The organism is Frankia sp. CpI1-P (genome assembly GCF_001421075.1).
Taxonomy (GTDB): domain Bacteria; phylum Actinomycetota; class Actinomycetes; order Frankiales; family Frankiaceae; genus Frankia; species Frankia torreyi.
This window is the reverse complement of the sequence record NZ_LJJX01000093.1, coordinates 1-13,063: the sequence shown is the minus strand read 5'-3', so window position 1 is coordinate 13,063 and position 13,063 is coordinate 1. Positions and strand designations below refer to the sequence as shown.

The 13,063-nt window shown below is 67.2% G+C and carries 4 protein-coding genes and 11 pseudogenes; 12 read left to right on the top strand and 3 right to left on the bottom strand.

The window, feature by feature from the left end; translation table 11 throughout:
- A pseudogene (locus FF86_RS29990) lies at positions 1–221 on the top strand (IS5/IS1182 family transposase); the annotation flags it as partial.
- Between the two features lies 1 nt (position 222).
- Positions 223–333: pseudogene (locus FF86_RS63460) on the top strand (transposase); the annotation flags it as partial.
- Positions 334–421: 88 nt separating this feature from the next.
- Here FF86_RS63460 and FF86_RS33890 read toward each other — a convergent pair.
- A complete protein-coding gene (locus FF86_RS33890; protein ID WP_128423435.1) occupies positions 422–586 on the bottom strand; it encodes a tetratricopeptide repeat protein in 165 nt (54 codons plus the stop codon).
- 141 nt (positions 587–727) lie between these two features.
- On the opposite strand from FF86_RS33890, the pseudogene FF86_RS61015 reads away from it, so the two are divergent.
- The 10 genes and pseudogenes from FF86_RS61015 to FF86_RS69325 all read left to right on the top strand — a co-directional run.
- Positions 728–845 (top strand): annotated as a pseudogene (locus FF86_RS61015) (hypothetical protein); the annotation flags it as partial.
- A 27-nt stretch (positions 846–872) separates the two neighbouring features.
- Positions 873–1,250 (top strand): annotated as a pseudogene (locus FF86_RS61005) (transposase); the annotation flags it as partial.
- A gap of 1 nt (position 1,251) precedes the next feature.
- Positions 1,252–1,775, top strand: a pseudogene (locus FF86_RS61000) (transposase); the annotation flags it as partial.
- A gap of 1 nt (position 1,776) precedes the next feature.
- Positions 1,777–2,113, top strand: a 337-nt coding sequence (locus tag FF86_RS60995) for a transposase (RefSeq protein WP_242419891.1), incomplete at its 5' end; no start/stop codon positions are given.
- A 630-nt stretch (positions 2,114–2,743) separates the two neighbouring features.
- Positions 2,744–4,356 (top strand): annotated as a pseudogene (locus tag FF86_RS69350) (DUF499 domain-containing protein); the annotation flags it as partial.
- 1 nt (position 4,357) lies between these two features.
- Positions 4,358–4,537: pseudogene (locus FF86_RS69345) on the top strand (hypothetical protein); the annotation flags it as partial.
- A 1-nt stretch (position 4,538) separates the two neighbouring features.
- A partial coding sequence (locus tag FF86_RS69340; RefSeq protein ID WP_396230188.1) for a hypothetical protein occupies positions 4,539–5,905 on the top strand: 1,367 nt, incomplete at its 5' end.
- A gap of 489 nt (positions 5,906–6,394) precedes the next feature.
- A pseudogene (locus FF86_RS69335) lies at positions 6,395–6,912 on the top strand (DUF1156 domain-containing protein); the annotation flags it as partial.
- Between the two features lie 2,406 nt (positions 6,913–9,318).
- Positions 9,319–10,993: pseudogene (locus FF86_RS69330) on the top strand (SNF2-related protein); the annotation flags it as partial.
- Between the two features lie 350 nt (positions 10,994–11,343).
- A pseudogene (locus tag FF86_RS69325) lies at positions 11,344–12,275 on the top strand (helicase-related protein); the annotation flags it as partial.
- Positions 12,276–12,630: 355 nt separating this feature from the next.
- Here FF86_RS69325 and FF86_RS60990 read toward each other — a convergent pair.
- A pseudogene (locus FF86_RS60990) lies at positions 12,631–12,718 on the bottom strand (hypothetical protein); the annotation flags it as partial.
- A 1-nt stretch (position 12,719) separates the two neighbouring features.
- The coding region (locus FF86_RS29960; protein ID WP_242419890.1) for a transposase at positions 12,720–13,063 on the bottom strand (344 nt) is incomplete at both ends.

Here is a 13,063-nt window from a genome sequence, read left to right as displayed (position 1 = left end):
GCCCTCATCCCGCTGGTCGCCAGCATCCCCGCGATCCGGTCCCGGCGTGGGCCGCGGCGACGCCGACCCGCCAAGCTGCGGGCCGACAAGGGCTACGACTACCCGTACCTGCGCCGTTTCCTACGCCGGCGCCGCATCGCGGTACGCATCGCCCGACGCGGCGTGGAGAGCACCGAACGTCTCGGCCAGTACCGGTGGAAGATCGAACGGATGATCGCCTGNCTTGACGGGTACCGCCGGCTGGCCGTCCGCTACGAACGCAATGGCCATAACTTCCTTGGGCTCCTCTGCCTCGCCGCCGCGATCACCTGCTGGAAGAAACTCCCCACCTGAGACAACCTCTTAGCCATCGGCGCGGGGACGGCGGGCGGCCCGGCCAGCACTCCCGCCGTCCGCTGAGGGGTGGAGGGATTCTCCTCTCTCAGCACCCGCCGCCGGCGGGCCGGCGTATCCACCAACAGCACCGCGCCCCCTCATAGTCACCGAGGGAGATCAGTTGATCGGCCAGGTTGGCGGCGGCGGTCAGGGTATCGGGTTGGTCCTCGCCGAGGACCCGGCGCCGACGGGCCAGGGTGTCCTCGTCCACCCGCCCCGGCAGATCCCTAACCTCGGGCTTTCACCGGGATGATTGTCTGTTGGGGTGCCAGGAATAGGAAAGTGCTCCTGAGCTGGGAGGATCGGGCTTGCTGAGGACCTGACCCACCCCGTACCAAGGAGCACCTTCGCGGTGAAGACTACCGCCCTGTACCCGTCTGTCCGCGTGGACGCCGCCGGGCGTGGAATCGTGTCGCACGCGGGCGGGCTGATACTGACCGAGACGGTCCGGGCCAGCGGACTCGGGCAGGNGCTGTCGGCGGCGTTGGCGCGATGGNGGCCGGACCGGGCGGTGCACGACCCGGGCAAAGTGCTGTGTGACCTGGCGCTGTCGCTGGCGTTGGGCGGAGACTGCCTCGCGGACGTGTCGCTCCTACGCGCGGAACCAGCCGTGTTCGGACGGGTCGCCTCGGACCCGACCGTGTCCCGCACGGTCGACCGCCTCGCCGTCGACGTCGAGAAGGCGCTGAAGGCGGTCGACGCCGCCCGGGCCCTCGCCCGGGCCCAGCTGTGGGAACTGGCCGGCACGCACGCCCCGCACGCCGAGATCTCCACCGAGAATCCGCTGGTCGTCAATCTGGACGCCACCCTGGTCACCGCCCACTCGGAGAAGGAGAACGCCGACCGGACCTGGAAGAAGGGATTCGGGTTCCACCNGCTGTGGGCGTTCGCCGACCATGGTGCCGACGGGTCGGGTGAGCCGCTGGCGGTGCTGCTGCGACCGGGTAACGCCGGGGCCAACACCGCCGCCGACCACGTCACCGTGGCCACCACCGCACTCGCCCAGCTACCCCGGCGGCTACGCCGGGGCCGGTCGGTACTGATCCGGACCGACAGCGGCGGCGGCACGCACGCGTTCCTCGACTGGCTGCACCAGCGGCGGCTGGCCTACTCGGTCGGGTTCACCCTGCCCGAAAGCACCACCGAGCTGATCGCGAAGGTTCCCGCGGGGGCGTGGACACCCGCCTACGACGGTGACGGGCAGCCCCGCGACGGCGCGTGGGTCGCCGAGCTGACCGGGCTGATGGACCTGTCCGGCTGGCCGGAGGGCATGCGGGTCATCGTGCGTAAGGAACGCCCGCACCCCGGCGCCCAGCTACGGATCACCGACCCCGACGGCAACCGCGCCACCGCGTTCGCGACCAACACCCGCCGCGGGCAGCTCGCCGACCTGGAGCTGCNCCACCGCCGGCGGGCCCGCTGCGAGGACCGTATCCGCGCCGCGAAGGACACCGGTCTGACCAACCTGCCCCTGCACGACTTCGCCCAGAACAGGGTCTGGTGCGCCGTCGTGGCGCTGGCCCTGGACCTGCTCGCCTGGACCCAGATGCTCGCTCTGGCCTGCCACACCGCCCGCCGGTGGGAACCGAAACGCCTACGGCACAGGCTGTTCACCATCGCCGGACGCGTCGCCCACCACGCCCGCAAGACCGTGGTACACCTCCCCGCCCACCATCGGTGGGCAGCGCTGACCGTCCAGGCCCTGACCATCCTCCGTGCGCTGCCCGACCCCGGATAGCGCCCAGACCTGCCCTGCCCCGACGACCCGCACCAGCTCCGGCCGTGGACCGGCGCCCCAGCCCGCGCGACAGCGGGCCACCCCGTCACAGCCCGACCACACAACTCAACATCAAAAACGGGGCGGGACGACCGACAAACCGACCCAGCCACCAGGCGAAAGATCGAGGCTAAAGCTTGGTCAGCATGACGGCGAGGTTGGACGCGGAGCCCAGGGTGTCGGGTGGTCGTCGCTAAACGTAGTGGCCCTCGGAGAAGCTGCGGCGTACACCTGCTCGCCGATCGAGATCTGAAACGGGCGGGATCGAACCGTTGACCGACCTGGTCAGCCGCTCGGTCTGGGCTGGTCAGCCAGCCGGCAGACTGCTGCTGCCCCTGTCGGATCTCGCTACCGCCAGGGTCACCGCAGCAGCGGCCGGCGCCATCCACTGGCGCACGATGCCAGCCTGCCCACTGGGTGGCAATTACGCGACGTAGCGTGACAAGATAGCTATGTCATAGATGGCCGCCACACCTCCAAGCTCCCGGGTGAGCCTGGTCCGCTGGCTGGCGCGATNNGGGGGCATCTGCCGTGGCGTTGCGATCGGTTCGCGAGACCTGCGAGCCACGCAAGGACGTTCTGGCCGGCTCAATGAGCGACAACCAGTTCGCAGCCCAGCTAGACAAGGTCGTGCGGGACGCGGACGGCTACGAGGTCTACGGCGATCCGGACCGGTTCTTCACACTGACTTATCCGACGACCGGCCTCCGGGAACTGATCTCCAGGACGTTCGGCCGACTCGCCGAGGTGAAGGGCGCAGAGGGGGAGCATGGTGTCCTGCGTGCGGAGACGAGCTTCGGCGGCGGGAAGACCCACTCGCTCATGGCCGTCTACCACCTGGCACGTGGTGCCCGCCCCGCCGACATCGCCAACTTCGTCGACCCGTCCCTGCTCCCCGACGGGCCAGTGCAGGTCGCGGCGGTCGTCGGCGATGCACTCGACCCGATAAGCGGGCTGGTGACGAACGGGCTGACGACACACACGGTGTGGGGGGAGATCGGCGCACAGCTGGGCGCGAAGGCGCACGCGGTGCTGCAGGCAAGCGACGAAGCACGCACCGCTCCCGGGACCGAGACACTGCGCAAGGCGTTCGGTGGCCGCAAGACCGTCGTGATGATCGACGAGATCGCGCAGCATCTGCGGCAGGTCGCCGAGTCCGGGAGCGAGGAGGTACGCCGAAGCGCCGCGCAGATCCCGGTCTTCCTCAAGAACCTCTTCGAGGTTGCGATGGGCGACCGCAACACGGTCGTAATCGTCAGCTTGGCGGGAGCGGGCGACGCCTACGCGAAGGAGACCGCGCGGCTCGGAGCCATGCTCGACGAGAGCCTAGGTCACGCCGACCGTACCCGGGGTGAGGCGACAAGCGTCCTTGCTCGTTCCGGCTTCGTCATCGAGCCTGCGACGGACCGGGAGATCGCGGAGATCCTTAAGCGACGCCTGTTCGCCGACATTGACGCGGCTGCGGCGCGGGAGGCCGGCGAGGCGTACAGGGGCCTCTACGAGGCTGTGCACGGCGCAGTGCCGCTCGGCGGCGGAGCGGACAGCCCCGCTGCCTACGCCGAGGCGGTGACGGCCTCATACCCGTTTCACCCTGAGCTGATCCGAGTGTTGGACAAGCGGCTGAGCGGTATCCCGACCTTCCATCGGGCGCGCGGGGCGCTGCGCCTCCTTGCCGAGGTCGTCGCCGGTATATGGGAGACTGACGACGACGCGGCGATCGTGAACGTGGCCGACATCGACTTGGCCCGGCCCGCCGTCCTGAACAGACTCACCGTCGCGGTGGAGCGTGCGCCCTTCGCCGGGGTCGCCCAGGTGGACATCGCCGGCCCGGATTCGCACTGCGGGCAGGTCGACCAGACGCGTTTCCACGGCCGGCCGGCATATGCCACCCGGGTGGCACGCACCGTGTTCCTACACTCCCTCGAGCTGAAGGCGGGAGTCGGCGCCGGTCCGGCCGAGTACGTCCTGGGCACCCTCCGCCCGGGTGAGGACCCGGAGATCCTTGATGAGGCGCTGAGAGAGGCCGAGCGGGTCTGCTGGCACCTTACCTATGACGGCACGCGGTGGCGGTTCCACACCGAACCTAACGTCAACAAGATTGTCGAGGATGGGAAGCGGGACATCCCGAACACTCGGACGACGGAGGAGACAAAGGAACTCGTCCGCAAGGCATTCGCCAACGACAGCGGCATCCTGGCCGTCCCNTTCCCAGCGAGCCCCGCCGAGGTGGAGGACACGACACGGCTGCGCGTCGCCGTGTTCGACTACGACCACGTGTCCGTCGTGGGACGCCACGCCGGATCCCCTCCCCGGCAGGTACAGGAGATTCGCGAGCACGCGACGGCCGCCGGCCAGCTGAGAACGTTCCTCAACTCAGTCGTGTTCNTGGTCGCCGACGCCGAGGCGGTGGAGAACCTCAAGGACCAGGTCCGTGCTCGACTCGCCCTAGAGGCACTGCTTGCCGAGCCCGCGCGGATGGCGACCTTCGCCTCAGAGGTCCAGGCGAAGGTCAGCAGGATGTATGACGACAGCCTGTTGAACACCAGGATCGCGATAACACGGTGCTACAAGCACGTTTACTTCCCAGTACGGGACGCTGGTTCGGGGAACCTCACGCACCGCGAGCTGCCAGCGGCTCAGAAGGGGGACGCGGAGAGGAGCGCGGTCCGCACGATACGGAACCTGCTGGCGAACGAGGGCAAGATCCGCGATCAGCCGATCTCAACAGACTGGCTCCACGATCGCGCCTGGGCTACACCGGCCGCAACAACGACCAAGAAGGTCGCAGAGTGGTTCTGGCGGGACCCGGGCGCTCAAATCCTGCTCGACGCGACCCTGCTCACGGACGCGATCAAGAAAGGGATCACCCACGACGGCTGGGTCTACTACGACGCCGACGCAGGAAAGGCGTACGGCGCTGGCGGCCCCATGCCCGCGATCATGATCTCCGACACGGCACAGCTCCTAGCCGCCGCGGAGGCGGCCTCCCGGGGGCTGCTCGGTCGTGCCCCCACCGTGCAGGACGTGCTCGCAGTCGTTACGACCCAGATGATAGGACCGACTCTGCGAGCTGCCCTAGAACAGCGCTGCCGGAAGGAGCCGGCGAAGGCGCAGGTCGCCGACGTCCTTGCGGAGGCATTCCGGCAGAGCAAGCTAGTGGTGACCTCGGCCATCCCGGCGAGCGGGGTGAAAGCGCTCGGGGTCAAGGAGATCCGCGAACGATCGCTCGACACCTTCCATGTCCTCACCCGCAGCGAGGCTGACCGGCTTGGCGTGGTGATCGGTGACACGCGGCGGGTGACCCGCATCGACCCGAAGACCGGGCCTGCGGGCGTTGCCCTGACCAACTTCCGGGACGATCTTGTCGACAAGAACCGCCCCCTCGCGATGCTGCGTTTGACGGTGCAGGGCGACAGCGGCCGCGGCACTGGTGACCTCGACCTGATGACGATGGCACTAGCCCAGCTGCCCAAACACCAGATCACCGTCGCCGTCGACGTGACCGCGGAGCTGCCCGGCCTGGACGGCTGGGTCCAGGTCCACCTCAATGGCGACAAGATGGACTACCAGCAGGTCAGCGCCAAGCTCGCGCCGCTACTGAAGGCGGCCAGCGAGGTCGACGGCAGCATGGTGGTCAGCGTCGACTTCGGAGAGGCCGGTGTCGACGTCGACGATCCCGCCCTGGTACAAGTCGACACGGTGGTACGCAAACTCGCCCCGGCCGAGGTCACCCTCGATGGAACACTGGCGTGACCGCTGCCCGGACCCGGTNCGTGCCTGCCCGACAGGCACGAACCTTCGCCGTCCGGGCGTTCAGCCTGCACATCCTCCCGGCGTCCGGGCGGGATGGGTATGAGGGTTACGGAGTCAGGCTCGACGAGTCCTACGGCAGCCGGGAGCGCAGCCTGGCCACCACTGTCGCCACCGCCACCCCATTACAGACCTCCCGGATTCTTAGCGCCCTGCTCACCGCGGTCCGCGCCAGTGGTAAGCCTCACAGTGTGCTCTCGCCGTCCCGCAGACAGCCGGTCGTGCTCGACGAGGCGGCCGGCGTCCGGCTCGCCCTCACCCTCTTCGCCACGCAGAGGGTGACAAAGCCGACCAGGATCGGCGCGCTTGTCGCTGCGGTGGCGTCCATGAGCACGGAGGAGACCTACTACTGGTACGCGAAGGCCGTTGGACCCGACGCCGACCGAGTCCGCCGTGCCCTGCGTCTGTTCCTCGCAGCGGAGTGAGACCATAATGCTTCCCAGCACCACTGTGACCCCGCATGTCCTCGCAGAGGACTGGCTCCCGGTCGCCGAACTCGGCGTTGAGTCCCGCCGCGAACGCGCCGCCGCGAGCGCCCTGCCACCACTGTCCTTCCTACACGTGTGGTGGGCGCGACGCCCTCTCGTGGCCAGCGCGGCAGTAGTCCTCGCCGGGCTTCTACCCGCGTGGAGCAAAGACCTCGCCGAAGCGTTCCCGGATACCAAGCCCCTCGCGGACGAACACACCTACCGCCAGTGGCTCCTACACATGGTCGGAATCTGGGGCGACCCCATAGCCGCACGCAAGGCCTACGACGAAGCCGTGGCCAACAAGCGGCGAATACCCAACCCATACACCTATAAGCAGGCGTTCCGCAACCATCCGGACCGAGAAAACCTTAACCTGCTCGCCGCCGTGCTGAGCCACACTTGGGGAGAGGCGCCTCTCGTCGCCGACCTGACAGCTGGCGGCGGAAGCATTCCGTTCGCAGCCGCCCGCCTCGGAATGCGNACCTTTGCGAACGACTTGAACGGCGTCGCCGCCTGCTTGCTTCGGGCAGGCGTGCAGTTCCCGGCACAGTTCGGGCTCGGCATCCTGCCCGACCTCCAGCAGTGGGGTGGGAAGCTCGTCGGCCGGGTCCAGGACAGGATCTCGCGCTACTTCCCCTCCGGTCGGGACGNCCAGGTACTCACCTACATCTGGGCGCAGGCGGTGGCATGTCCTCGCACCGGCAAGACCGTCCCCCTGGTGCCCGACTGGAGTCTGCGTACAGACAAGGGCAAGGAAATCGCCGTCCGACTCGTAACGCATCGCGCGGGGCAGGAGCTTGACGAGCCCGAGTTCGAGGTCGTGGAAGGCGCCGCCATCGACTTTGACCCGCGCCGCGGCACCGTCCGCCGCGGCGACGGCCTCTCACCGTGGGACGGCCAGGTCATCGACGAAAGCTACATCAAGGACGAGGCGCAAGCGGGCCGCATGACGCAGGTCCTATACGCCGTCGCTGTCCGTCCTTCCAACGGTAAGCGGTCCTTCCGCATACCCACGGAGGCGGACCTTCACGGCTTCCGCGACGCAGAGTCAGCTCTGAACGACGTGGCGACCCGATGGGCACTAAACGACGTCATACCGGTCGAGGAGCTGGCAGAAAAGGGGGACCGAGGGCGGACGTCACGACCACGGCTATTCGGGATCACCACCTTCGCTCAGATGTTTAGCTCGCNCCAGCTCCTCGTACACGGAATATTCGTCGAGGAGTTCCGCGTGCTGGCGGCCGAGGTGCACGCGGCGATGCCAGCGGACCGCGCACAGTCAGTCCTGACGCTTCTTGGGGTGATGCAAGGGAAGGCTCTCGACTACAACGCAAAGTCAGCAGCATGGCATCAGTCCCGGCAGACGATTGCGCATGTATTCACGCGGCATGACTTCTCCTTCAAATGGTCCTTCGCGGAGTTCGAGGGAACCGCCCTTTACAAATGGGCGCTGGATCAGCTCCTCGACTCCTTCGGCGGACTTGCCAGGCTCCTTCATAACACCGGTGTAGATCTTGCCACCGGAGCCGCCCGGCATCGCGACGTAAGCGTAACGCAGGGGAACGCGGCAGACGTCCGCCCGCTGGCCGACGGGTCGGTAGCCCATCTGTGCATGGACCCGCCGTACTACGACAATGTAATGTACGCCGAACTGAGCGACTTCTTCTACGTCTGGGAGAAGCGCACGATCGGTCGGATCTCCCCGGACCTCTTCCCCACAGACACCGCCGACGCAGAGAACGAGGCCGTCGCCAATGCCTCGCGCTTCGTCCATATGGGACGGCGGATGAGAGAGCTGGCGGACGCGGACTATGAGGCGAAGATGACCGCGATCTTCGCCGAGGCGCACCGAGTCCTGCGGGATGATGGCGTTCTCACGGTCATGTTCACCCACAAGCGCGCGGAGGCGTGGGACACCCTTGGAATGGGTCTACTCCAGGCGGGATTTACCATCGAGACCTCTTGGCCCATCAACACTGAGGCCGAGCATTCGCTGCACCAGTCGGGAGTCAACAGCGCGGCCAGCACAATCATGCTCGTGTGCCGGAAACGGGCCGCTCCCACTCCCGGCCGTCGCCGCACCTATTGGGAGGACATTGAGGCTGAGGTTCGCCAGACCGCCCGGGATGCCGTGACGCGCTTCCGCGCCGACGGGATCGACGGCGTCGACCTGCTCCTGTCGGCCTATGGTCCGACCCTCGGCGTAGTGAGCCGCCACTGGCCCGTGTACAGCAGCACCGCGGACGAGAACGGCCGAGCCCGACTGCTGCGCCCCGAAGACGCGCTGACCGTGGCTCGTGCCGAGATCGTGCGGGTCCAGCGGGCACGTCTGGTCGGGCGCCCGGTCGAGTTCGACGCCCTCACCGACTTCACCGTCGCGTACTGGGACATGTTCAAGGGGCCNCTCACGACATTCGACGACGCGAGACGCCTCGCCCTCGCCGTAGGCGGACTCGATCTTGACGAACTGCAACGGGCAAAGATTCTGGAGAAGAAGGNCGGAATGGTCACTCTCCAGCCCCCTGGGAAACGGTTGCGCACCCGTGGCGCAGACCCTGACCTACCCGGAGTCCGTGTAGACGCCGAGTCCTTCCTTAGCCTGGTTGACGCTGTGCACACCGCCTGCCACATCGCGGAGGAAGACGGTCTGGGGCGGGCGAAAATGTTCCTGGAGCGGACCGGGCTCATCCGAGACTCCCGCTTCACCGCGGTGGTGCAGGCACTAGTCAACACAGTTCCCNGTACGAAGGTCAAGGACGACTTCGTGCTNTCGCTCGCCAAGTCCTTGGACCGGCTTGTCGCTTTCTGCATGCACGACGTGCTGCTTCCAGAAGAGGAGCACACCACGCCGAAGGAACAGGGCGATCTGTTCCTCGGGATCGCGACATGACCATCTCAGGGCCGGTTGAGCCCCAGAGCCTCCCACCATCGGACTTCACCGCCGTACCATTGCAGCCGTCCTACTCGACGAGCGAGCAGCCCCTGGCTCGGTTCTACGTACCGTTGCTGGCACGCGCCACCGAGTACCACCGTCTCGTCGGCTACTTCAGCTCCACCGTGCTGGCCCGCGCCGCCGCTGGCTTCGCCCCCTTCGTCGCACGCGGCGGCACAATGCAGCTCGTCGTCGGCGCCCAGCTCACGGAGGAGGACGTCGACGCGGTCCTGCACGGCGAGCCGCTGGACCGGATCGTCGCGGAACGCCTGACCGTCGCTCCGCTGGACGACGGTGTCGACATAGTCACCCGTGAGCGACTGCGCGTGCTCGCCTGGATGCTCCGGGAGGGTCGGCTCGACATACGCGTCGGCGTTCCCGTGGACCGCAACGGAGCACCGCTGCGGACCGAGGAGGCCCACCGCTACTTCCATTCCAAGTACGGGCTGCTCACCGACGCACGAGGCAGGCAGGTCGCGTTCATCGGCAGCGATAACGAGACCATCTCCGGCTGGACCGGCAACCACGAGACTCTCCACGTGTACTGGTCCTGGAACCAGGAAGTCTGGTCCATCTACGGCCAAGACGTGACGCGCCGATTCCAGCGGCACTGGGACGGTCTCCCCGACGCCGGCTGGACGGTCATGGCCGTGCCCGACGCGGTCCGACAGGCTCTAGTCGACATCGTCCCGGCTGGTTGGCACCCGCCCCTCCGCGACCCCGACCCACGGCTACGCATCCCCACCAGTGACAGCCACGACGCTACAGAGACCGACTCGCAAGCCACCCTCGCAACCACTGAGGAGGAGGGTGACGACGGCGCGACCGTCGACCTCGAGGAGGCCCAATCTGTGTTGCTCGATATCCTCGACGCACCTTTGAGCCGCACGTTCGTCGGCCTGACCAGCGCGACGGTCGTCCCCCTCCCCCACCAGGTGCGGATCGCCGTCCGCGCCGTCGAGACGTTCCCGCGCGGCTACCTGCTCGCCGACGAGGTTGGTCTCGGCAAGACGGTCGAGGCCGGCCTCATCCTGCGCGAGCTGCTGCTATCCGGGCGGGCACGGACGGCGCTGCTTCTCGTGCCGGCGAGCGTCCTGCGCCAGTGGCAAGAGGAGCTACACGAGAAGCTCGCCCTCGACGTCCCCCGCTACGACCGGGGCCAGTTCCGCGACCGTCACGACAACGAACTCCAGACCATCCCAACAGCGAATCCCTGGTCAGCGTTCCCGGTGCTCCTCGCCTCCTCTCACCTTGCACGCCGTGCCGACCGGTCGGAGCAGGTCCTCGCAGCTGGCCCGTGGGACATTGTGATCGTCGACGAGGCCCACCATGCCCGCCGCCGCGGCCTCAAGGCAACCGGTAGCCCGAACCGGCTGCTCACGCTCCTGCAGACGATGCGTGCCGCCCAAGCGTGGAAAGCCATATACCTCGCGACCGCGACCCCCATGCAGATGGCTCCGCACGAGGCATGGGACCTCATCGAACTCCTCGGTCTGCCGGGTGCCTGGGGCGAGTCCGCCGACCAGTTCGTCCGCTACTTCAGCCATCTGCGTCGCCCCGCCGAGGAACGGGACTGGGTGCTGCTAACCCGGATGCTGCGCGACCATCTAGACCAACCAGACGCACCGCNGGACGAAACGCTTCGTGCGAAGGTCATCGCCGAACTTGGGCCAGCGAGGTCGCGTTCAGTCCTGCGCCTGCACGAGCCCCCTCCACCGACCCGCCTTCGGATCAGTGGTTGGACCGCGACGCAGCAGCGATGCGCCGACGACTGGCTGCAGGCGCACACACCGATGCGCGACCGCGTCTTTCGTAACACCCGGTCGACCATGCGCGACTACCAGCGCCAGGGTCTGCTTCCCGCCGACCTCGTCATCCCACGTCGGCACGTCCACGATGAGTTCATCGACCTCAGTGGACCCGAACNGCAGCTCTACGACCGGATCGACGCCTACATCCGTCGCTACTACAACGCCTACATGCAGCAGGGCGGAAACCCGGCGTCCCAGGCTCTCGGCTTCGTGATGACCGTCTACCGGCGGCGGCTCACCAGCAGCTTTTGGGCCGTGCGCAACTCTCTCGCAAGGCGCCGAGACAACCTCACCGCAGGCGGACACCTCGCCATCGGCACGCTCCTGGACGCCGACGACACCACCGTAGCGGAAGATGACGAGACTGCCCCGCCCGACTTGCAGTCCACCCTCCTCCCCCACGACGTCCTCGCTCATCTCCGCGACGAGGTCGCTGAACTTGAAGCATTCATCGCGGGCATCGACGCGCTCGGCGGCCACGACTCGAAGGCCCAGCAACTCGACCACGACCTGTCCGAGGCGATCGCCGCTGGCTACGACAGCGTCGTGGTGTTCACCCAGTACACCGACACCATGGACTTCCTCCGGACGAGGCTCGCCGGCCTCTACCAGCGGGTCGCCTGCTACTCCGGCCGCGGCGGTGAGCAATGGGACCCCGCCACCGGCACCTGGCGGCAGGTGAGTAAACCGGAACTCAAACAACGTTTCCGCGCGGGCGAGGTACGCATCCTCCTCGGTACCGACAGCATGAGCGAGGGACTCAACCTCCAGACCAGCGGCCGCCTGTTCAACTACGACATGCCGTGGAACCTCATGCGCGTCGAACAGCGGATCGGCAGGATCGACCGCATCGGCGCCGGTCACCCCGTCGTGAGCATCAGTAACTACTATTACGCCAACACCGTTGAACAGCAGATCTACACCAGCATCAAGGCCGACTTCGGCGACTTCACAGAGATCATCGGGGACGCCCAACCCGTCCTCGCAGCCACCGAGGAAGCCATTCGCAAGGCTGCGATGCAGCCGACAGCCGCAGCGACCAGCATCGTCATCGCGGAGCAGGTCCGCAGCATCCAGAACCAAGTGGTCCAGGCGACCGGNGGCGACGTCCGACTCTCTGACTCCGAGGAGCCCGCCCCACTGATCCCTACACTCACTCCCAGCGCAACACTCGCCGACCTAGAAAAGACTCTCAATAGCAATCCCCTTACCGGCCAGTACTTGCATCCCGTCCTGGAATCCGAAGAGCTGTACCTTCTGACACTTCCCGGCCGCCNGCATCGGCACGTTACCTTCAGCCGCGATCTTGCGAACAGCTCTCAGCTCGACGTCGATCTTCTCACCTGGGGGAGTCAGGCACTGAACGATCTCCGCAGAAGCGTCCCTCCACCAGCCCCAGACTCGACCGCAGTCCCGTGATTTAGAGGTTGTCTCAGGTGGGGAGTTTCTTCCAGNAGGTGATCGCGGCGGCGAGGCAGAGGAGCCCAAGGAAGTTATGGCCATTGCGTTCGTAGCGGACGGCCAGCCGGCGGTACCCGTCAAGNCAGGCGATCATCCGTTCGATCTTCCACCGGTACTGGCCGAGACGTTCGGTGCTCTCCACGCCGCGTCGGGCGATGCGTACCGCGATGCGGCGCCGGCGTAGGAAACGGCGCAGGTACGGGTAGTCGTAGCCCTTGTCGGCCCGCAGCTTGGCGGGTCGGCGTCGCCGCGGCCCACGCCGGGACCGGATCGCGGGGATGCTGGCGACCAGCGGGATGAGGGCGTGGCTGTCGTGCAGGTTCGCCCCGGAGACCGCCACGACCAGCGGGAGGCCGTCGGCGTCGGTCAGGACATGAATTTTCGAGCCGGCTTTGCCGCGATCGACCGGATTGGGACCGGTCAGAGT